Raw genomic sequence first — 19246 nt, forward strand, 5'->3', positions numbered from 1 at the left:
TTGGTGACCGTGTTCGGAGCCCCGCTACCCAGCGTCCCCGCGTCGGCCGTGCCCGACGACGTCTACCTGCTCGACGTCCGCGAGGACGACGAGTGGGCCGCCGGCCACGCGCCGGCCGCCCATCACCTGCCGATGACCGAGTTGCCCGCCCGGATCGCCGAGATCCCGCAGGACCGCGACGTGGCGGTGATCTGCCGCTCGGGCGGTCGCTCCGCCCAGGTCGTCGGCTACCTGATGCGTAACGGCTGGGACCAGGTGCGCAACGTCGAGGGCGGGATGGGTGACTGGGCCGCCGCCGGCCGCCCGGTGGTCACCGACGACGGGCAGCCGGGCCGGGTCGCCTGAGGCGGTCATGACCGTCCCCCTGGTCTTCGCCCACCGCGGCGCCTCGTACGACCTGCCGGAACACACGCTCGCCGCCTACCTCCGCGCCATCGAGGAGGGCGCGGACGGGCTGGAGTGCGACGTCCGGCTGACCCGCGACGGGCACCTGGTCTGCGTGCACGACCGCCGGCTGGACCGGACCAGCAACGGCAGCGGGCTGGTCAGCGCGCGTACGCTCGCCGAACTCGACGCGCTCGACTTCGGCTCCTGGCACCGGGCCGCGACGCTCGCCGAGGACGACGCGCCGCTGGACGAGTCGCACACCCGGCTGCTCACGCTGGAGCGGCTGCTCGACGCGGTGCTCGACGCCGGGCGGCCGGTCCGGCTGCTGATCGAGACCAAGCACCCCTCGCGCTACCGGGGCGAGGTCGAGCGCCGCCTGGTCGCGCTGCTGCGCCGGTACGGGCTGGACGAGCCCCGCCGGGGGCATCCCGTCCAGGTGACGGTGATGTCGTTCTCGCCGCTGGCCGTACGCCGGGTCCGGGAACTCGCCCCGGCGCTGCCGACGGTGCTGCTGCTGGAGGTGCTGCCGCGCCTGCTGCCGCTGGGCCGGCTGCCGTTCGGCAGCCGGATCGCCGGTCCCGGGGTGGGTCTGGTCCGGGCCCGGCCGCGGCTGGTCCCGGCGCTGCGCGCGGCCGGCAACGCCGTGTACGTCTGGACGGTCAACGAGCCGGAGGATCTGGAACTCGTGCTGGAAGCCGGCGTGGACGGGGTGATCACGGACCGGCCGGCCCACGCGCTGGCCCGGTTGGGCCGGTGAGTCCGGTCGATCGGTATCGGGGACGGTCGACCGGCCGGGGGTGTCCGCGAGGGCTGCCGCGCGGCACACTCGGGACATGCCGGAGCGAACCGACTACCCCGCCCTCATCGCCGGCCACACTACTGTGATCAACATGATCAACTCGGGCGAGTCCGGCCCCGCCGTGCTCAACCGCCTGCTCCACGAGGTCGAACCGGCGGTGCGCGCGGCCGGCCTGGTCTTCGTGGAGTTCACCCCGGCCGGCGGACGGGTCATCGCGGCGACCGGCCGCGCCGAGTTCGTGCTCGGCCGACCGCTGCCCGCCACCGACCCGGCCACCGTCTGCCTGCTCGCCGGGCCGCCGGTGCGGGAGGTCCGGGTCGACGCGATCCCGGGCGCGCTCGCCGACGAGGTGGCCGGCCGGGGCCTCTGCCGGATGATCGTGGCGCGTGCCGAGATCGGCGGGCTCACCGTCGGCAGCCTGCACGCGCTCTACCCGCTGGGCGAGCCGCCGGAACCCGCGCAGCGCGCCGTGATCGGCTACGTGGCCGCGTGCGTCGCGCACATGTACGGCGACCAGACCGGTCTGCCGGTGCACGGGGACGGCCCGGTCGTGGCGGCGCTCGCCGACGGGCTGGCCGTGGTGGACCGCGACGGGCGGATCCGGCTCTGGAACCCGGCGGCGGCCGAGGTCACCGGTCGCCCGACGGAGGAGGCGCTGAACCGCCCGCTGCCGTTCCCGCTGCCGCCGCCCGGTCAGGTGCTCGACCACCGGATGCCCGACGGCCGCTGGCTGCGGATCACCTCCGGCGAGCTGCCCGGCCCGAACGCGCTGCGCGTGGTCACCTTCCGCGACATCACCGACCAGCAGCGGCGCGACCACGACCGCGACCTCTTCGTGGCGGTGACCAGCCACGAGCTGCGCACCCCGGTTACCGTGATCAAGGGGTACGCGGACACCCTCACCGACCACTGGGACTCGCTCAGCGACGACGACCGGCGGCAGGCCGCGCGGATCATCGGCCAACGCGCGAACGAACTGGCCCGCCTGGTCGACAGGTTGCTGACCGCCGCCACCGAGAATCGCCCCGGCGGCGAGCCGGCCGCGCCGTTCGACCTGGTCGACGCGCTGCGCGCCGCGGTGACCCACCTGCCGGCCGACATCCGGCACCGGGTCGTGCTCGACCTGCCGGCCGACCTGCCCAAGGCGCTCGGCGACCGGCACAGCCTCGCCACGGTGCTCACCGAGCTGGGCACCAACGCCGGGAAGTACTCGCTGCCGGACACCCCGATCGAGATCACCGCCGAGGCGAACGAACGGACCGTCTCGTTCCGGGTCGCCGACCGGGGCATCGGCATCCGCCCGGAACACGTGGAGCGGGCCTTCGACCGGTTCTGGCAGGGCGAGTCCGGCGACCGCCGGCGATACCCGGGCGCGGGGCTCGGTCTCTATCTCGTCCGCCAGATCGTTGAACAGCAGAATGGATGGGTATCCCTCCGGCCCAGAGCCGGTGGCGGTACGGTCGCAGAGGTGCGGCTGCCGCGGGGTTGACCCGGCGCTCGCAGACGGGGAAGGAACGACGTGTCGACTGGTCCGGCCGAGCGGTCGTGGTGTGTGGTGGTGCCTCACGACCCGACCGGCGCGCGCCTGGCCCGGCACCGGCTCGCCGACGAGCTGACCGGCGTCGTACCCCCGGTTCTGCTGGCCGACCTGGTCGCGGTCCTCGCCGAGCTGGTCGGCAACGCGGTCCGGCACGCCGAGGCGCTGCCCGGCGGCGTGGTCCGGGTCGCCTGGCGGCTGCGGGCCACCGAGCAGGGGCCGATCGTCGCGCTCCGGGTCACCGACGGCGGTTCCGGCGCCGGTCCGTGCATGCGGGCCGCCTCGCCGGACGCGGCCGACGGGCGCGGGCTGCACATCGTCGCCGGGCTGGCCAGCGGCTGGGGCGTGGAGCGGGACGGCCTGGGCCAGAGCGTCTGGGCGCGGTTCGACCCGGCGCCGGCGCACCGGCCGGATCTGGTCGCGGCCGGCTGAACGCACGGGCAGGCGGGTCCTGCCCCCGCCCGCGCGGCCCGGCATCTAGGCTGTCTCGCCATGAGCAAGCGTCGGAAGAACCAGCGGGTCGGCGAGAGCACGCCCAAGCGGGAGAAGGTGCGCGACGTCTTCGTGCCCCGGCCGTTCGAGGGCCTGGTCGACGAGCCGGAGTGGATCGCCCTGCGCGAGCTGGTCCCGGCCGCCTCCGCGCCGCTGCGGCTCACCCCGGAGCTGATCGAGGAGTACGGCGACCGGCCGGTCACGCTGGCCACCGTGCTGCCGATGGCCGCCCCGGCGATGACCAAGCCGGACGGGCGCGTCTTCATCGGCCTGCAACGGCACCAGCAGTCCGGCGACGTCTCCCGGGACCTGGCCGACGCGCTGATCTCCGCGCTGCGGACCGAGCCGGGCGGTCAGGTGAGCGTGCCGCCGCTGCCCGGGCCCGGCCCGCGCCTCCAGGACATCCTGGTGGACGGCCCGCTGGAGATCAGCATGCACGACGGGTTCGACTTCTGGCTCGACCCGGGCGCCGCCGACGACCCGAACGTGCAGGCGTCCCTGGAGCGGGCCAACTCGGCGATCTACCCGACCGTGAAGCTGGCCGCCGCGCGGGCCGCGTACTGGTGCCAGGTGCCGGAGAAGGCCCACGTGCGGATGGTCCTGCCGGAGGACGAGGACGCCGCGCTGGACGCGCTGTCCCGGCTCGGCGCGGCCGGCGCGCTGACGCTCGGCGACGACACGAAGTTCGCGGGCATGTTCCGGGCGCACGGACGCCTCGCGCCGGTCTGGGACCTGCCGGAGGACACCCCGGCCGCCGAGTGGGAGGCGCCGCTGGCGGAGTTCGCCAAGCGCTACGCCGAGGCGGTCGCGGAGCAGGCGCCGCTGGACGCGGCGGGCCGCCGGTCCCGGCAGGGTCTGCTCGGCCGCCAGCTGACGCTGCGCTGACGGTCCCGGGAGTCAGGCGGGGTCCGGAACCCCGCCTTTCTCCCGCACCAGCGGGCAGGACATGCACCGCGGGCCGCCACGGCCGGAGCCCAGCTCCGAGCCGGCGATGGCGATCACCTCGATGCCGGCGCGCTCCAGCTGCGCGTTGGTCTCCACGTTGCGCTCGTACCCGACGCAGAGCCGGGGCGCGAGCGCGAGCGTGTTGTTGCCGTCGTCCCACTGCTCGCGTTCGGCGGTGACCGGGTCGAGGCCGGTGTCGATGACCCGGAGCTGGTCGAGGTCCATCGCGTCGGCGGCGGCCCGCAGGAACGGCGCCGGGCCGTCGACCCGCAGGTCGTCGCCGTCCGCGCCGGCGATCACCGTGTACGCGGACAGTTCGTTGGCGATGTTCGGGTACATCAGCACGGCGTCGGTGTCGACCATCGTGCAGACCGTGTCCAGGTGCATGGTGGCGCGTTCCTGCGCGATCGGGACCACCAGGATGGTGTGTGCCAGGCCGGCGGCGAACACCTGCCGGGCCAGCCGCTCCGCGCCGGCCGGGGTGGTGCGTTCGCCGACACCGACGGCGAGCACCCCCGGGGCGAGCAGCAGCACGTCGCCGCCCTCCAGATGCTCCAGCCGGGGGTGGTAGACGAACTCGGTGCCGACGAACCGGGGGTGGAAGCGGTAGATCGCGTCGGTGAGCGTGGTCTCCCGCCGCCGCGCCGGCATGGCCAGGCTGGTCACCCCGACCCGGTCCCCGATCCACACCGACGAGTCCCGGGTGAACAGCAGGTTGGGCAGTGGGTCGATGACGAAGTCGTGCCGGTCCATGAGAGTCCACACCAGACCGCCGGGACGGTCGCCGCCGATGCGCAGCTCCTCGTGGGCGAGCCCGGCGATCAGCACGTCGGCCAGCCCGGCCGGGTCCAGGTACGTGAGGTGGTCGGCGACCCGGCGTCGCAGGGTGTGGCCCAGCCGGCGGGACCGCAGCACCTGCTCGGTCAGCTCGGCCCGGGCGTCCGGCACGGCGAGCGTCTCGGCCAGCAGGTCGGCCAGGTAGAGCACCTCGACCCCGCGGGACCGCAGCGCCGCCGCGAACGCGTCGTGCTCCTCCTGCGCCCGTCCCACCCATGGGATAGCGTCGAACAGCAACGAGTCGTTGTTGCGTGGGGTGAGGCGGGCGAGTTCGGGTCCCGGGCGGTGCAGCAACACCGTCCCGAGCCGGGCGACTTCGCTGTCCACATAGTGGGTCACTCCCGCAGCCTAGGGCAGGCTTGCGCACCATTCGGAAAAGAAGGGTGGATGAATATGGCATTCATCCGCACTCACTCCGGCGCCCCGGCTTGCCGAGCCCCCGGGTGTGCAACGTAGGGTAGTGGAGACATAACTTCGAGAGACCTTTTGCCGGAGGTCGCGATGACTGTCTTTCCCGCTCGTCGAGCCGTACCGAGCAGGGCACTGCCGCCCCGCACGGTGCCGCACACCCGGGTCGAGCCCACCTCGGTGCTCGAACCGGCCCGACCGACTCCACTGGAGTGGGCCCGGCGTCGCCGGGCGGAGCGGGGGGCCCGCCGGTTGGAAGCCGCCGGGGCCCGCGCCCTCGGCCAGCTCGACCACCTCGGGCCCGCCTGGCACGTCATCGAGTGGCCCCGGACAGACCCGGCCGACATGCTGTTCGACCGCGTCCGTGACGACCGGGCCGGGTTCCTGGCGATCGGTCCGAGCGGCCTGTTCGCGGTCACCATCGCCGACCACGGCCGCGCGCGGGTGCTCGTCGCCGGCGACGTCGTCCAGATCAACGGCAAGCGCCCGCCGTACGTGGCGGAGGCGCGCCGGGACGCCAAGCGGGCCAGCAAGGCCCTCTCCGACGCGGTCGGCCTGCCGATCCCGGTCAGCCCGGTGCTGACGTTCGTCGGTTCCGGGGTGATCAGCGTCTACGGGCTGCCGAAGGACTGCCTCATGGCCACCCACCGGGAGCTGGACCGCCTGCTCGTGGCCGGCGGAAACCGGATCAGCCCGGCCACCGCCGAGAAGCTCTCCCGGGTCGCCCAGGCGCCGTCGACGTGGTTCAACGGCACGTACCGTCCAACCGCCGACTACCGGTGGTACGACGAGGGCCGAACGGCCGCTGACAAGCGGGCCGCCCACCGGTAACGTCTCCGGCGACGCCACGCGGCCCCCGGCTCCGCCCCCCGACTGGTTCCGTCGGTCCGCGTCGTCGCCGGCCGCCCGGCAGCCGATGCTCCCGCCGCACCGACCGGCTAGCGTGGACAGACCGTCGGTGTACATAGGAGGCGCGGTGGCCCACGTCGAACTCTCACTCTCGGACGTGTTCGCGCCCCCGGCGGCCTCTACCGAGCAGGAGTCCGACAACTTCGGGCAGTGGTCCGGCATGGTCTCCCGGGCCGCCGAGCCGTGCCTGCTGATCGACGCCGGCACCACAGTCGTGGCGATCTCCTCGTCCGGCTGCGCGCTGCTCTGCCTGGGCGCGCCGGAGGACGTGATCGGCCTGCCGCTGCTGGAGGGCGGCCTGCGCCTGGTGGACTTCACGGCCAGCCCGAGCGAGCTGACCGAACAGGAGACCGACAAGATCCCGCCGCTGCTCGCGCTGCACTCCGGGCGACTCGCCCGGGGCCTGCTCCGCGTGCAGGGGCCCGGCTCCGACGCCGGCCGCACCGTCGACGCGATCTCCACCCCGGTACTCACCGACGGCGTGGTGGCCGGCTCGCTCACCTTCCTCTCCGCGGTCTGAGCCGCGACGAGGCCCGGCACGCTTCACCCGGGCCCGCACTCCTCCTACGATGGGCTCGACCCCGCCATACGACGACATCCCTCGATGCCCCGAGGACACCCATCGTGCTGCGCACCCCACACCCCCGTCGCCGGCACCGCCTGCTGGCGCTGCTGACAGTGCTCACCCTCGCCGCCTGCGGCACGCCGCCCGAGCTGCGCACGCCGCCCGCCGTCGCCACCGGTGTTCCGGTCCCGTCGGCGTCCACCACGCCCACCGCGAGCGCCACACCGGCCGCGCCGGTCACGCCGTCCGCGCCCGCGCTCTCCCCGTCCACGCCGGTGGCGGCGACGCCGTGCCGGGGCCGGCCGTCCGGCGACCGGATCGTCACGCTGCTGCGCGGGTCCGCCGGAGTGCTGCCCCGCGACGTCCGGGTCACAGTGACCACCGGCCCGCTCTGCGCCGAGGGCTGGCAGTACACCGTGCTCGCGGTCACCGGACACGAGGAGCTGCAGGTGGTCACCCGGGGCGACAGCGGCACGCCGACCCTGGTGACGGCCGGTACGGACGTGTGCGGCGTCGAGGTGCGGACCCTCGGGCCGCCCGGCATCCGTACCCTGGCCTGCGACGGCACGCCGGGTGCGTAGGCTGGTCGGCATGCCGGGAACACCGCCGACCCGCTTCGTCTACCTGGGCCCCGAGGGCACCTTCGCCGAGCAGGCCCTGCGAACAGTGCCAGCCGCCGAGCGCGGGGAGCGCACGCCGGCCCGCAGCGTCGGCGAGGCGCTCGACGCGGTACGCGCCGGCGAGGCGGACGCGGCTCTGGTGCCGCTGGAGAACTCCATCGGCGGCGCGGTCGGGGTGACGCTCGACGAGCTGGCGGAGGGCGACCCGTTGGTGATCACCCGGGAGGTCGTCCTGCCTGTGGAGTTCGTGCTCGCCGCCCGGCCGGGCACCACGCTCGCCGACGTGCGCGGCGTCGCCGCCCACCCGCAGGCGTCCACCCAGTGCCGGGGCTGGCTGCGCGAGCACCTGCCCGACGCCACAGTCGTCGACGTACTCTCCAACGGCGCCGCCGCGGCCGGCGCGGCGAGCGGCGAGTACGACGCCGCCATCTGCGCCCCGATCGGCGCGACCCGGCACCGGCTCGCCGTCCTCGCCGACAAGATCGCCGACCACCCGGACGCGGTGACCCGCTTCGCGCTGGTGTCCCGCCCGGGGCCGCCTCCGCCGCCGACCGGTGACGACCTCACCTCGCTTGCCGTCTACATCGCGCACGACCGGGTCGGCGCGCTGCTGGCGGTGCTCATGGAACTGGCGGTGCGGGGCGTGAACATGACCCGTATCGAGTCCCGCCCCACCGGTGAGGCACTCGGCCGGTACGTGTTCTTCCTGGACTGTGCCGGGCACGTCGCCGACGTACGCCTGGGCGAGGCGTTGCAGGGGCTGCGCCGGGTCTGCGCCGACGTGCGGTTCCTGGGGTCGTACCCCCGGCACCGCTGGAACGCGACGGCGGGTGACCGGCCCGCGCCCGCGCCGAGCGGGCTCTCCGACCTCGACTACGCCGACGCGGCGGCCTGGGTGGCCCGGCTGCGGTCCGGCGAGCTGAGCTGACCGGCCCGGGGCGACCACGGCGGGCGCCCCGGGCACCGGGCCGTCACTGCAGCAGGCCGCCGAGCATGCCGCCCTGCTGCTGGGAGCCGCTGCCGGCCACCGGAGGCTCCTCCGAGGGCTGGACCACGACGAAGCCCTGACCGGCGAAGCTCATCGTGAACGCCTCGCCGGTGCTGCGGCCGAGCAGCGTGCCGAGGCCGAGCTGCTCGGCGCGGTGGTAGCCGGTCTGGAGGTTCGCCGACCAGCAGACCGCCGCCTGCGGGTCCACGTACGTCGGCGCGTCCACGTTGAGCACCACCGGGGTGCCCTTGGTGGTGATGGCGATCCGGCCGTACCCGGTGAAGACGCAGTTGAACAGGCCGGAGGAGGAGGCGATACCGGCGCCGCCGACCATCTTGATGTCGTACTGCAGGGTCGAGTCGAAGGCCAGCACGCTGGAGCCGTTGATGGACAGCGCGTCGCCCGGCTCCAGGTCGATGATGTGGACGTCCTTGGCGAAGTCGGCGAGGAACACGTCGCCGCGCCCGGAGACCTTCATCAGCGGCACGCCCTCACCGGTGAGGCGCTGCTTGATGAACTTGCCGATGCCGCCGGAGCCGAGGGCCTGGAACTGCACCTGGCCCTGGTACGCGACCATCGAGCCGACGCGGGCCATCGCCTCGCCGTTCAGCTCGATCTTCAGCATCTTGGAGTTCTGCAACCGCATGCCCGGCTGCTGGGACTCCTTCTCGAGGTTCTCCGCGGAGAACAGCGCGCTGCGCATGGGGTTTCCTCCTGGGTCAGGATGTGCCTGACCACGGAGATTAGGGGACCGGCGCAACCGCCGGGATCAGCCGGGCGGAGGCACGCCGCGACCGGTCAGCCCCAGCCGAGGGCGTGCAGGCGCTCGTCGTCGATGCCGAAGTGGTGGGCGATCTCGTGCACCACTGTCACCGCGACCTCCTCGACGACGTCGTCGTCGGTGTCGCAGATCGCCAGGATCGGATTGCGGTAGATCAGGATGCGATCGGGCAGCACGCCGGAGTAGTCCCAGCCGCGAGAGGTGAGCGCGTGCCCCTCGTACAGGCCGAGCAGGTCCTCGCCCGGCGGCGGGTCGTCCTCGACCAGGATGACCACGTTGCTCATGAGCCCGAGCAGTTCCTCGGGCACCTCGTCGAGCGCCTCACCGACCAGTTCCTCGAACCGGTCCCGGCTCATCTCCACGGCCACGCGGCCCGGTCACTCCCCCACAATCGGCACGTCGCACGGCGAGGGCGGCCCGCAGGACGCCCTCGCCGTGCCGTACGTGATGGTCAGGCCAGGCGGGCGTTCAGCGTGATCTGCGCGCCCGGCGACAGCAGCCGGGAGATCGGGCAGTTCTCCTTGGCCGCCTCGGCCAGCTTGGTGAACTCGGCCTGGTCGATGCCCGGAACCTGGCCGACGGTCTCCAGGTCGATGCGGGTCACGGTCATGCCGGCGTCGGTCTTGTCGAAGTGCACCTTGGCGGTGGTCTCCACCGCCGTCTCCTGGGCGCCGGCGTCGGCGAGCTGCTTGGAGAGCGCCATCGAGAAGCAGCCGGCGTGCGCGGCGCCGATCAGCTCCTCGGGGTTGGTTCCCTCGCCCTCCTCGAAGCGCGACTTGAAGGAGTAGTTGCCGGACAGGCCGCCCTTGCCGGTGCGGACGGTGCCGGACCCCTCGGTGAGGTTGCCCTGCCAGCGAGCGGATGCGGTACGGATAGGCATGGCACGACGCTAACCGAAAGCGGGCCGCGTCGCACCGCACCTCCGCACGACGATCCGGGCCGGCGGGTGTGTGCTGTGCCATGATTCGACGCAGGCCCGCGTACGGGAAGGGTGGCCATGTCACAGGATCTCCCCGTCCCCCGGCAGGAGAAGCGAACCCCCGTGCGGGACGACCGGTCCGACGACACCACTGTCGTCGAGTGGGGTGACGCCGAGCCGGAGTCCTCCGGCCGGGCCGGACGCACACTCGCCGCGCTGGGCCGCGACCGCCGTCTGCCGACGGTGCTCGCCGGACTCGCCACGGTGGCCGCGGTCGCCTCGCTGATCGGCGAGTGGCTGATCATCACGGTGCCGGCCGAGGCCCGGGACGACGACGCGCCCACCCGGCTGACCAGCGGCATCTCCGAGATCGGCGGGTTCGGGGTCGCGTACCTGGTGGGCCTGCTCGGGTTGTCCGTGGCTCTGGCTCTGGCGCTGCGCGGCGCCCCGGCGGTCCGTCGGCACGCCGCGCTCGCCGGGCTGGGCCTCTCGGCGGGCGTGCTCGGCGTGCTGGTCGCGACCGCCGCGTCCCTCCAGCAGCTGGCCCGGCGCATCCTGTTCTTCGTCGGGGACCAGCGCCTCGACGTGGAGCACGGGCGCGGCCTGGCCACCGCGTTCCTCGCCGTCGCGCTGCTGGCCGCCGCGCTGCGCCTGGCCGGCCGTCCGGCGGGGGACGCGCCCGTGGACGAGGAGCCGGACGACGACCGGCCCGATGACCGGCCCGCCCGGCGGGGCCGGACCGCCGAGGACGACCTGCCTCCGGCGCCCGCGGACCTGACGGTGCAGCCCACGGTGCCGTTCGCGGACCCCGACCGGTCCCGCTGACGCAGCGCCGGCACCGCGTCCGCCGGCCACCGCGGGGCCGTCGTCGCTTCGTCTCCGATTCGCCGGAAAGCCGTGGTTGCCGCCCGTTCCGCGAGATACGGTTGCTGCCCGCCGTCCCATGGTCGCGGCACCGAGGACCTGGTCGGCCGGCGTGACGGCGGCGGGCGAAGGAGGAACCATGACCCGCCCGGGACTGCCCAAGCTGATCGCCACCGACCTGGACGGCACGCTCGTCCGCAGCGACGAGACCGTCTCCGCGTACACCCATCGGGTGCTGGACCGGGTGCGGTCCGCCGGGATTCCGGTGGTCGGCGCGACCGGCCGTGGACCGCGCCTGACCGAACTCACCCGCAACGACATCCGGGCCGCCGACTTCCTGGTGATGGCCGGCGGTGGCCGGGTGGTGGACCAGAGCGACCCGGAGGGGCCGCTGGTGCTGCGCGACGAGCGGCTGCCCGGCGAGGTGCTGGCCCGGATCCTCACCGACCTGGAGGCGGTGGTCGGCCCGCTCACCGTGATGGTGGAGGCGTCGGACGAACACGACGCGCCGCTGTGGGGCGACTACCACCCGAGCTGGCCCTACCCGGACCGGTTCGAGGCGCGCAGCCGGGTCGAATGCCTGTCCTGCGACGTGATCAAGGCGTTCGCCCGGACCGCCGACCACCACGTGGACGAACTGCTGGCGGCGGCGCGGGCGATCGTGCCGCCGGAGGTGGCCACGCTCACCCAGGCCGGGCTCGGCTTCGTCGAGATCTGCCCGCCCCGCACCGACAAGGCCAGCGGCCTGAGCGTGATCGCCGAGCGGCTCGGCGTGGACCCGGCCGACGTGCTGGTCTTCGGCGACCAGCCCAACGACCTGCCGATGTTCGACTGGGCGGGATGGGCCCGGGTGGCGGTGGCGAACGCCCACCCGGAGGTGCGCGCCGCGGCGGACGAGATCACCTTGCGCAACGACGACGACGGGGTCGCGGTCTACCTGGACCGACTACTGTCCCGGTGATGGAAGATCCACCTCGGCTCGTCGCCTCCGACATCGACGGCACGCTGCTGCGCGACGACCGGACGCTCAGCCCGCGTACCGCCGCGGTGCTGGCCCGCATCGACGCCGCCGGCACGCCGGTGGTCCTGGTCACCGGCCGTCCGATCCGCTGGCTCCAGATGGTGTACGAGCAGCTCACCGAGCCGCTGCCGGCGATCTGCGCCAACGGCGCGGTGGTGTACGACCCGGTCACCGACCAGGTGCTGCGGGCCGACCCGCTCGCCCCGGAACTGCTGGCGGAGGTGGCCCGGCGGCTACGCGCCGAGGTGCCCGGGGTGAGCCTCGCGGTGGAGATCGTGGACAGCCGGCAGATGCGGCACGAGGCGCACTACCCGCTGCGCTGGGACGCCGACCTCGACGCGATCCGGGCAGTCGAGTCGCCCGAGGAGCTGCTCGCCGCGCCCGCTGTGAAGCTGCTGGCACGGGCCGGTGAGCAGGACCCGGACGTGTTCGTACAGGTGGTGGCGGGCGCGCTGGAAGGGCTGGCCGAGGCGACCCACTCGTCGTACAGCGGGCTGATCGAGATCTCGGCGGCCGGCGTGACGAAGGCGGCCGGGCTGGCCTGGTACGCGGAGCGGCTGGGCGTCGGCGAGCGGGACGTGCTGGCCTTCGGCGACATGCCCAACGACGTGCCGATGCTGGCCTGGGCCGGACGCGCGGTGGCAGTCGCCAACGCCCACCCGGCGGTGCGGGAGATCGCACACGAGGTCACCGGGCCGAACACCGAGGACGGTGTGGCGGCGTACCTGGAGAAGGTCTTCGGGGTGGACTGACCGGCCGGCCGGGGCGCTCGACGCGCCCCGGCCGGTGGGGTCACAGGTACTGGCCGGGCGCGTGGCCCTCGCCACCGGGGCCGGGCATCCCGGGCATACCCGGGATCACGCCGCCGGGGCCGCTGGGCAGCGCCTGGCGGCCCGAGCGCATCTGCTCCAGCTGGACGCGGGCGGCCATCTGCTGGGCCACCAGCGCGGCCTGGATGCCGTGGAACAGGCCCTCCAGCCAGCCCACCAGCTGGGCGTGCGCGATCCGCAGCTCGCCCTCGCTCGGCGTCTGCTGCTCGGTGAACGGCAGCGAGAGCCGCTCCAGCTCCTCGCGCAGCTCGGGCGCGAGGCCCTCCTTCAGCTCCACGATCGAGCGCTCGTGGATCTCCCGCATCCGGTTCCGGCTGGCGTCGTCCAGCGGCGCCGCCTTCACCTCCTCCAGCAGCTGCTTGATCATGCTGCCGATCCGCATCACCTTGGCCGGCTGCTCGACCAGGCGGGTCGGGTCCTCGCCCTTGCCCTCCTCGGTCTGCACCGTGCCGACCGGGCGGCCGTCCGGCCCGACCACCACCACGGTGCCGGGGATGCCATCGGTGCCCTGCTCGTCGTCCCGTCCGGAATGCGCTTCGGTCATGGCACCCATCTTTACCCACGCCGACCATGCGCACGCGGCCGGACCGGAGGGCGCTACCGTCGCCGCATGCTCTCCGACCCGCGCGAGGTGCTGACCCGCCCGTCCCCACCGCCGGACGCGACAGTGGCCTACGGCGATCACCCGGACCAGCTCGCCGACCTGCGCCGGCCCGCCGGCGACGGGCCGCCGCGGCCGCTCGTCGTCGTGGTGCACGGCGGTTTCTGGCGAGCCGAGTACGACAGGGCCCACACCGGCCCGATGGCGGCGGCGCTGGCCGCGCTCGGCCACCCGGTCGCGCAGATCGAGTACCGCCGCACCGGCCAGCCGGGCGGCGGCTGGCCGCACACGCTGACCGACGTCCGCGCCGGAGTCGCCGCCCTGCCCGGCCTGGCCGCCGCGGCGCTGCCCGGCCGGGTGGCGCCCGTACCGCCGATCCTGATCGGCCATTCCGCGGGCGGGCACCTGGCCCTGTACGTGGCCGCGCACGCCCCGCAGACGGTCGCCGGGGTGCTCGCGCTGGCCCCGGTGGCCGACCTCGCCGAGGCGTACCGGCAGGACCTGGACGGCGGGGCGGTGGCCGCGCTGCTCGGCGGCTCGCCGGAGGAAGTGCCGGACCGGTACGCGGACGCGGATCCGTCGAAATCCGTACCCGCACCAACACGCACCGTAGTCATGCACGGCGAGTTGGATGTGCAGGTTCCCGCCTCGATCAGCCGGTCCTGGGTGGCCGCCGACCGCGCCGCCGGCGGCACTTCCACGCTGATTGAGCTGCCCGAATGCGAGCATTTCGGGCTGATCGACCCGGCCTCCACCGCCTGGCCCCGGGTGACACAGGCGTTGCGGTCGCTTCACGATGATCTTCAAGGCATTGACGCAGCGTCGCCGACCAGGTAGAACGCCGAAGGGGTGTGCACCATGGCCACCCCGTCGGGAAGGAAGTCGGTGGCACAGATGAACCGCAGGCGAGCCCTGCAAATGCTGGCCGCACTGGGTACCACCGGACTGGCGGCGGGTTGCGGCTCCGGGGAGGCAGACACCGGGGAGCAGTCCGGGTCCGGCAGCCCGATCAAAGTCGGGCTGATCGTGCCCGGCAGCGGGGCGAACAAGGCCATCGGCGACGAGATCACCAACGGCTTCCAGCTCTACCTCCGCCTGCGCGGCCAGCAGATCGCCGGCCACCCGGTCACGCTGGTGCCCGCCGAGGAGGGCACCACCGCCGCGTCCGGCAAGGCCGCTGTGGAGCGGCTGCTCAAGGAGGGTGTGCTCGCGCTCACCGGCGTGGTCAGCCCGGCCGTCATGACCGGCATCAAGGACTCGGTCGAGGAGGCCCGGGTGCCGTTGATCGGCTCCAACGCGTCGCCCTCGACGCTGCAGGGCGTCGTCTACATCTGGCGTACGTCGTACGTGCTGACCGAGCCCGGCGAGGCGCTCGGGGAGTACCTGCGCCAGAAGCTGGACGCGTCGAGCCGCATCGCCATCTTCGGCACCCGCGGCCAGGGCAGCGAGGACGTCGTCGAAGGGCTGCGGCGGGCGTACGAGCGGGGTCGCCGGCTCACCGAGGACCCGATCTTCACCGACGACTCCGACAACCCCACGCGAGAGCTGTACGCCGGGCCGATCCGCAAGGCGCTGGAGCGGAAGCCCGACGCGGTCTTCTGCCACTACTCGGGCACCCAGGCCGTCCAGTTCGTCAAGCAGCTCTACGCCCAGGGCTACCGGGGGCCGATCTACGCCCCCGGGTTCCTCACCGAGGGCACCGCGCTGGACCAGCTCGACGACGGCGAGAAGGGCCGCGACCGCAAGCTGATCGAGGCGAACGGCCTCGAGACCGCGCTCAACTACTCGGCCGACCTGAACAACACCGCCAACCGGATCTTCGCCTCGGCGTACCGGAAGACGTTCAACTCCGCGCCGACCACGTACGCGATGGCCTCCTACGATGCCGCGCTGGTGCTGGACAAGGCGATCCGGCTGGCCGGGGGGAACCCGTCCCCGCAGCAGGTCAACCTGGCGCTGGGCAAGATCGGCCAGGTGGACAGCCCGCGCGGCACCTGGCAGTTCAACCAGACCCGTACCCCGCAGCAGAAGTGGTACCTGCGCCGGGTGCAGACCGACGGCCGGCTGCTGTCCAACATCGTGATCAACGAGCTGGCCACGCTGGGCTGACCGGCTCCCGTACACGTCGAAGGGCGGTCTCCCCGCGGGGAGGCCGCCCTTCGACGTGCCGGGGCTCAGTGCCGAAGCTCGGCGATGCAGCACTTCACGCTGCCACCGCCCTTCTTCAGCTCCGCCAGCTCCACCGGGACCGGGTGGTAGCCGGCCGCCTTCAGCTTGCCGGCCAGCCGGGTCGCCTCGTTGTTCAGCACCACGTTGAGCCCGTCGCTGACCAGGTTGAGCCCGAACGCCAGCGCGTCCTCGTCGTCCGCGACGATCGCGTCCGGGAACAACTGGGCCAGCACCCTCTGGCTGGCCGCGGAGAAGGCACCCGGGTAGTAGACGATGTTCTCGTCGTCGATCGAGGCCAGCGCCACGTCCAGGTGGTAGAAGCGCGGGTCGATCAGGCGCAGCGAGACCACCGGGCGGCCGAGCGCCTCCTGCGCCTCGGCGTGCGCGGCCGGCTCGGTCCGGAAGCCGTGCCCGGCGAGGATCAGGCCGCCGTGCGCCTCCGGCAGGTACGCGAAGTCGCCCTCGCCCTCGTTCGTCTCGTTCGGGGCGATGAACCGCCAGCCCTGCTCCTCGTAGAACGCCCGGTGCGCGGCGGCCTCGGCGGTCCGCTGCTCGTGCTTGAACCGGGCGCCGTAGACCGTGCCGTCGACCACGAACGCGCCGTTCGCGGCGTAGACCATGTCCGGCAGCCCCGCCTCGGGGGTGAGCAGACGCACGTCGTGACCGAGCCCGACGAGCGTCTCCCGCAGCCGGTCCCACTGCTTGACCGCCAGGTCGGCGTCGACCGCCGTGGTCACGTCCATCCACGGGTTGATCGCGTACTCGACCGCGAAGTGCTCGGGCGAGCACATGAGATATGTCCGCTTTCGCGAGACTCGCTGCTGGTTCACGGTCACCAAGAGTAGGTACGGTACAACTTTGGTAACAGCCACAAGCATTGCTTCCCGGGAGCAGAACGTTGCAGATAGACGCGGTAGACCAGCGAATCATTGCGTTGCTCGTGGCAGATGCCCGCGCCTCGTACGCGGACATCGGCACCCGGGTGTCACTCTCCGCCCCCGCCGTCAAGCGACGGGTCGACCGGCTCCGATCCGCCGGTGTGATCCGGGGATTCACCGCCGTCGTCGACCCCGCCGCTGTCGGCTGGACCACCGAGGCGTTCGTCGAGCTGTTCTGCGCCGGCCGCACCACCCCGGCCCAGATCGGCGCCGCCGCCCGACGGCACCCCGAGGTGGTCGGCGCGTACACCGTCTCCGGCGAGGCCGACGCGCTCGTGCACCTACGCGCCGCGGACATCTCACACCTGGAGGAGGCGCTCGAACGGCTGCGTGCCGAATCGTTCGTCACCTCGTCCCGCAGCACCATCGTGCTCTCCCGGCTGGTCGAGTCGCCCGGCGTCGGACCGTCAACCGTTTGACCTCAACCCGGCTTCAAGTAGTGCACTGGTGGCCGGATTGAAGCGAGGGGGGCGGTATGCGTGCGGTGTGGCTGCGGGAGTTCGGCGGACCGGAGGTGCTCGTGCCCGGGACGGCACCCGACCCGGCACCCGGACCGGGCCAGGTGCTCGTCGACGTGGCACACGCGAACATCACGTTCGTCGAGACGATGTTCCGGGCCACCGGCTTCGGCCCGTTCGGCGCCGAACTGCCGCTGATCCCCGGCAACGGCGTCGGCGGCACGATCACCGAACTGGGACCGGGTGTCGATCCGGCGCTCGCCGGACGCGTCGTGGTCACCGCCACCGGCGGCACCGGCGGGTACGCCGAGCGCGTCGTGGTCGACCAGGGCGCGCCTGTCCGCGTACCCCCGGGGTTGGCGCTGGACGCGGCGGTGGCGCTGATGGCCGACGGCCGGACCGCCCTGATGCTGGCCCGTGCGGCCGGGCTGCGACAGGGTGACCGCGTCCTGGTCGAGGCGGCCGCCGGCGGCGTCGGATCGCTGCTGGTCCAACTCGCCGCGCGGACCGGCGCCACCGTGGTGGCCGCAGCCGGTGGCCCGGCGAAGGTCACCACGCTCCGCGCGGGCCGGCTCGACGTCGTGGTCGACTACCGGCAGCCCGGCTGGAGCGACCGGGTCCGGGACGCCGTCGGCGCGGTCGACGTGGTGTTCGACGGCGTGGGCGGACCGCTCGCCCGGGAGGCGTTCGACCTGCTCGACCCGGGCGGGCGGATGCTGAGCTTCGGCCTGGCGAGCGGCGCCTGGGCGGACATCCCGGCCGAGTCGGCCGCCGCACGCGGCGTGACGCTGCTGCGGCCCCGGCCCGGCCCGGACGAACTGCGCGCCCTCACCGAGGCGGCGCTCGCCGAGGGCGCGGCCGGGCGGCTGCGCCCACTGATCGGCCGGCGCTTCCCGCTGGAACGGGCCGCCGAGGCGCACGCCGCGATCGAGGCCCGGGAAACGATGGGCAAGACCCTGCTCGACGTACGCTGACCCGACGGCTCAGAGGTACATGCCGGTGCGGTGCTCCTCGCTGCGGGCCGGCTTGTCGCCCTCACCGAAGAAGCGCTTGCCGCCGAACTCGCCGTGCAGACGGTCGTCCAGCTCGTCCGCCAGGCCGGTCATCACCTGCACCGCGAGCATCAGGTGGGTGGCCTGGAAGTTGCGGCCGAAGACCGGAATCGACGCCCACACCGTGTCGTCGGCGCAGTAGAGCCGGCCGATCGGCATCCGGTTGGTCAACTCGGAGAGCTTCACGTAGAGACGCTCCGTCGGCTCCACCTCGGTCAGCACCGGCGAGAAGACGTCCACGAGCGGCGGGTTGTCGCGGACCCGGACGAACACCATCGCCGAGCCGGCCCGGATGTTGATGTCACCGTCCGAGTCGACCTGGAGCTGGTCGGAGGTGGACTTCAGCATCGTCGACACGACGGTGCGCACCCGCTCCGCGAGCGCCAGCACGTCGTTCTCGTCCGCCTGGGCGGTCGCCGCCGCGGCCAGCGCCTCGTCCAGATCGGCCTCGACGTCCCGGTCCGGCCCGAACTCGCTGCGGGCCGTGCCGAGCGGTTCCACCGGCAGCGGCTCACCCTCGACGTCGTGCACCAGGTAGACGAGGAAGGCGGGGTGCGGGGCGCCGTAGACGTCACGCAGCGTCCGGGAGAGCACGGCGGCCAGCCGGGTGGACTCGTCTGCGCCGCAGTCCAGGCCGAACTGCTCGCCGGAACCCGCCACCACGCCCGGCGGCGACCAGCCGAGCGCGACCATGTCGGCCACCGCCGCCCGGTCCAGCCGGTAGCCCTGCGGCAGTGTGGCGTTGCCGACCGCCCGCGCCGAGAGGCGACCCTCCTCGCCCGCGTCCACGCTGACCGAGTAGACCGCGTCCCCGGTGCCGGAGGCGGTCGGATCGAGTGTCACCTCAAGGTGGCCACCGGCGGGCAGCGCGCGTAGCCGCTCGGCGAGCGCCCGGGCGAACTCACGCCAGGCCTCGGTGACCTTGGCCCGCAGATCGGCAGTGGTCGGCTCGTCCAGCAGGATCGACTCGTGATGATGCTCAGGCGTACCGCCGGCAGAGTGATGAGCCGGCGTGCCACCGGAGCTGTGCTCAACCGGCGTGTCGCCGGCCGGCTGCTCGACCGGCGCCGAGGGGTGGTCTGCCGTCATGATCGCCTCCGTCCGTTCCCGCCACCCTACCCACGCG

General features: G+C 73.4%; 23 protein-coding genes. 16 read left to right on the forward strand and 7 right to left on the reverse strand.

Going from position 1 to position 19246, the window contains the following annotated elements:
* Positions 1-9 precede the first annotated feature (9 nt).
* The 5 genes from AMK25_RS26445 (at position 10) to AMK25_RS26465 (ending at position 4100) form a co-directional block, all read left to right on the forward strand.
* Complete coding sequence (locus AMK25_RS26445; protein WP_073831178.1) at positions 10-345, forward strand: rhodanese-like domain-containing protein; 336 nt, start codon at positions 10-12, stop codon at positions 343-345.
* Between the two features lie 7 nt (positions 346-352).
* Positions 353-1144 carry a glycerophosphodiester phosphodiesterase gene (locus AMK25_RS26450; protein ID WP_073831099.1) on the forward strand — a complete coding sequence of 264 codons (792 nt, stop codon included), beginning with the start codon at positions 353-355 and terminating at the stop codon, positions 1142-1144.
* A gap of 76 nt (positions 1145-1220) precedes the next feature.
* Positions 1221-2675 carry a sensor histidine kinase gene (locus tag AMK25_RS26455; protein WP_073831100.1) on the forward strand — a complete coding sequence of 485 codons (1455 nt, stop codon included), beginning with the start codon at positions 1221-1223 and terminating at the stop codon, positions 2673-2675.
* A gap of 63 nt (positions 2676-2738) precedes the next feature.
* Complete coding sequence (locus AMK25_RS26460; RefSeq protein WP_241826501.1) at positions 2739-3155, forward strand: ATP-binding protein; 417 nt, start codon at positions 2739-2741, stop codon at positions 3153-3155.
* A 60-nt stretch (positions 3156-3215) separates the two neighbouring features.
* Positions 3216-4100 (forward strand): DUF5926 family protein, encoded by an 885-nt coding sequence (locus tag AMK25_RS26465; protein WP_073831102.1) that lies wholly within the window; start codon positions 3216-3218, stop codon positions 4098-4100.
* A gap of 12 nt (positions 4101-4112) precedes the next feature.
* Here AMK25_RS26465 and AMK25_RS26470 read toward each other — a convergent pair whose 3' ends face one another.
* Positions 4113-5336 carry an arginine deiminase gene (locus AMK25_RS26470; protein WP_073831103.1) on the reverse strand — a complete coding sequence of 408 codons (1224 nt, stop codon included), beginning with the start codon at positions 5334-5336 and terminating at the stop codon, positions 4113-4115.
* A 162-nt stretch (positions 5337-5498) separates the two neighbouring features.
* On the opposite strand from AMK25_RS26470, the gene AMK25_RS26475 reads away from it, so the two are divergent.
* The 4 genes from AMK25_RS26475 to pheA all read left to right on the forward strand — a co-directional run bounded on the left by AMK25_RS26475 (position 5499) and on the right by pheA (position 8427).
* Positions 5499-6236: a hypothetical protein gene (locus AMK25_RS26475; protein ID WP_073831104.1), complete on the forward strand. Its 738-nt coding sequence runs from the start codon at positions 5499-5501 to the stop codon at positions 6234-6236.
* A 145-nt stretch (positions 6237-6381) separates the two neighbouring features.
* On the forward strand, positions 6382-6834 hold the full coding sequence (locus AMK25_RS26480) for a hypothetical protein (RefSeq protein WP_073831105.1): 453 nt from the start codon (positions 6382-6384) through the stop codon (positions 6832-6834).
* 104 nt (positions 6835-6938) lie between these two features.
* Positions 6939-7460 carry a hypothetical protein gene (locus tag AMK25_RS26485; protein WP_241826498.1) on the forward strand — a complete coding sequence of 174 codons (522 nt, stop codon included), beginning with the start codon at positions 6939-6941 and terminating at the stop codon, positions 7458-7460.
* Positions 7461-7470: 10 nt separating this feature from the next.
* Entirely contained in the window at positions 7471-8427 is a 957-nt protein-coding gene (pheA, locus tag AMK25_RS26490; protein WP_073831106.1) for a prephenate dehydratase, read from the forward strand.
* A 43-nt stretch (positions 8428-8470) separates the two neighbouring features.
* On the opposite strand, the gene AMK25_RS26495 is transcribed toward pheA, so the two are convergent.
* From AMK25_RS26495 to AMK25_RS26505, 3 genes are all read right to left on the reverse strand, one after another.
* A complete protein-coding gene (locus AMK25_RS26495; RefSeq protein WP_073831107.1) occupies positions 8471-9190 on the reverse strand; it encodes an AIM24 family protein in 720 nt (239 codons plus the stop codon).
* Between the two features lie 95 nt (positions 9191-9285).
* Complete coding sequence (locus tag AMK25_RS26500; RefSeq protein WP_174534013.1) at positions 9286-9630, reverse strand: metallopeptidase family protein; 345 nt, start codon at positions 9628-9630, stop codon at positions 9286-9288.
* An 89-nt stretch (positions 9631-9719) separates the two neighbouring features.
* Positions 9720-10148, reverse strand: a complete 429-nt coding sequence (locus AMK25_RS26505; RefSeq protein WP_013289315.1) for an OsmC family protein — start codon at positions 10146-10148, stop codon at positions 9720-9722.
* A 117-nt stretch (positions 10149-10265) separates the two neighbouring features.
* On the opposite strand from AMK25_RS26505, the gene AMK25_RS26510 reads away from it, so the two are divergent.
* The 3 genes from AMK25_RS26510 to AMK25_RS26520 all read left to right on the forward strand — a co-directional run bounded on the left by AMK25_RS26510 (position 10266) and on the right by AMK25_RS26520 (position 12824).
* On the forward strand, positions 10266-11012 hold the full coding sequence (locus tag AMK25_RS26510; protein WP_073831108.1) for a hypothetical protein: 747 nt from the start codon (positions 10266-10268) through the stop codon (positions 11010-11012).
* Between the two features lie 178 nt (positions 11013-11190).
* A complete protein-coding gene (locus AMK25_RS26515) occupies positions 11191-12012 on the forward strand; it encodes an HAD family hydrolase (protein WP_073831109.1) in 822 nt (273 codons plus the stop codon).
* Positions 12012-12824, forward strand: coding sequence for an HAD family hydrolase (locus AMK25_RS26520; protein ID WP_073831110.1), 813 nt, complete (start codon positions 12012-12014; stop codon positions 12822-12824). Before AMK25_RS26515 ends, AMK25_RS26520 begins: the two co-directional genes overlap by 1 nt.
* A gap of 40 nt (positions 12825-12864) precedes the next feature.
* Here AMK25_RS26520 and AMK25_RS26525 read toward each other — a convergent pair whose 3' ends face one another.
* Positions 12865-13455: a bacterial proteasome activator family protein gene (locus AMK25_RS26525; protein WP_073831111.1), complete on the reverse strand. Its 591-nt coding sequence runs from the start codon at positions 13453-13455 to the stop codon at positions 12865-12867.
* Between the two features lie 57 nt (positions 13456-13512).
* Between AMK25_RS26525 and AMK25_RS26530 the strand changes: the two genes are divergently transcribed.
* Together AMK25_RS26530 and AMK25_RS26535 are read left to right on the forward strand one after the other, a co-directional pair.
* Positions 13513-14340: an alpha/beta hydrolase family protein gene (locus AMK25_RS26530; protein ID WP_073831112.1), complete on the forward strand. Its 828-nt coding sequence runs from the start codon at positions 13513-13515 to the stop codon at positions 14338-14340.
* 48 nt (positions 14341-14388) lie between these two features.
* Positions 14389-15612 (forward strand): ABC transporter substrate-binding protein, encoded by a 1224-nt coding sequence (locus AMK25_RS26535; protein ID WP_073831113.1) that lies wholly within the window; start codon positions 14389-14391, stop codon positions 15610-15612.
* Positions 15613-15677: 65 nt separating this feature from the next.
* Here AMK25_RS26535 and ddaH read toward each other — a convergent pair whose 3' ends face one another.
* The gene (gene ddaH, locus AMK25_RS26540; protein ID WP_198937685.1) at positions 15678-16511 is read right to left on the reverse strand and encodes a dimethylargininase; all 834 of its coding nucleotides are present in this window, start codon (positions 16509-16511) and stop codon (positions 15678-15680) included.
* A 59-nt stretch (positions 16512-16570) separates the two neighbouring features.
* Here ddaH and AMK25_RS26545 point away from each other — a divergent pair, with 59 nt between their 5' ends.
* Both AMK25_RS26545 and AMK25_RS26550 read left to right on the forward strand, forming a co-directional pair.
* Positions 16571-17029, forward strand: a complete 459-nt coding sequence (locus AMK25_RS26545) for an Lrp/AsnC family transcriptional regulator (protein WP_073831115.1) — start codon at positions 16571-16573, stop codon at positions 17027-17029.
* Positions 17030-17085: 56 nt separating this feature from the next.
* On the forward strand, positions 17086-18042 hold the full coding sequence (locus AMK25_RS26550) for a zinc-binding dehydrogenase (protein ID WP_073831116.1): 957 nt from the start codon (positions 17086-17088) through the stop codon (positions 18040-18042).
* 9 nt (positions 18043-18051) lie between these two features.
* On the opposite strand, the gene AMK25_RS26555 is transcribed toward AMK25_RS26550, so the two are convergent.
* Positions 18052-19209, reverse strand: coding sequence for a T3SS (YopN, CesT) and YbjN peptide-binding chaperone 1 (locus AMK25_RS26555; RefSeq protein WP_073831117.1), 1158 nt, complete (start codon positions 19207-19209; stop codon positions 18052-18054).
* Positions 19210-19246: the final 37 nt, after the last annotated feature.

The sequence above is a fragment of the Micromonospora sp. TSRI0369 genome (genome assembly GCF_001905625.1).
GTDB classification, from domain to species: domain Bacteria; phylum Actinomycetota; class Actinomycetes; order Mycobacteriales; family Micromonosporaceae; genus Micromonospora; species Micromonospora echinospora_A.

Coding starts and splice junctions, on each gene's coding strand:
- AMK25_RS26450 (WP_073831099.1), top strand. CDS start 353: ATGACCGTCCCCCTGGTCTTCGCCCACCGCGGCGCCTCGTACGACCTG.
- AMK25_RS26455 (WP_073831100.1), top strand. CDS start 1,221: ATGCCGGAGCGAACCGACTACCCCGCCCTCATCGCCGGCCACACTACT.
- AMK25_RS26465 (WP_073831102.1), top strand. CDS start 3,216: ATGAGCAAGCGTCGGAAGAACCAGCGGGTCGGCGAGAGCACGCCCAAG.
- AMK25_RS26475 (WP_073831104.1), top strand. CDS start 5,499: ATGACTGTCTTTCCCGCTCGTCGAGCCGTACCGAGCAGGGCACTGCCG.
- pheA (WP_073831106.1), top strand. CDS start 7,471: ATGCCGGGAACACCGCCGACCCGCTTCGTCTACCTGGGCCCCGAGGGC.
- AMK25_RS26495 (WP_073831107.1), bottom strand. CDS start 9,190: ATGCGCAGCGCGCTGTTCTCCGCGGAGAACCTCGAGAAGGAGTCCCAG.
- AMK25_RS26505 (WP_013289315.1), bottom strand. CDS start 10,148: ATGCCTATCCGTACCGCATCCGCTCGCTGGCAGGGCAACCTCACCGAG.
- AMK25_RS26510 (WP_073831108.1), top strand. CDS start 10,266: ATGTCACAGGATCTCCCCGTCCCCCGGCAGGAGAAGCGAACCCCCGTG.
- AMK25_RS26515 (WP_073831109.1), top strand. CDS start 11,191: ATGACCCGCCCGGGACTGCCCAAGCTGATCGCCACCGACCTGGACGGC.
- AMK25_RS26520 (WP_073831110.1), top strand. CDS start 12,012: ATGGAAGATCCACCTCGGCTCGTCGCCTCCGACATCGACGGCACGCTG.
- AMK25_RS26525 (WP_073831111.1), bottom strand. CDS start 13,455: ATGGGTGCCATGACCGAAGCGCATTCCGGACGGGACGACGAGCAGGGC.
- AMK25_RS26530 (WP_073831112.1), top strand. CDS start 13,513: ATGCTCTCCGACCCGCGCGAGGTGCTGACCCGCCCGTCCCCACCGCCG.
- AMK25_RS26550 (WP_073831116.1), top strand. CDS start 17,086: ATGCGTGCGGTGTGGCTGCGGGAGTTCGGCGGACCGGAGGTGCTCGTG.
- AMK25_RS26555 (WP_073831117.1), bottom strand. CDS start 19,209: ATGACGGCAGACCACCCCTCGGCGCCGGTCGAGCAGCCGGCCGGCGAC.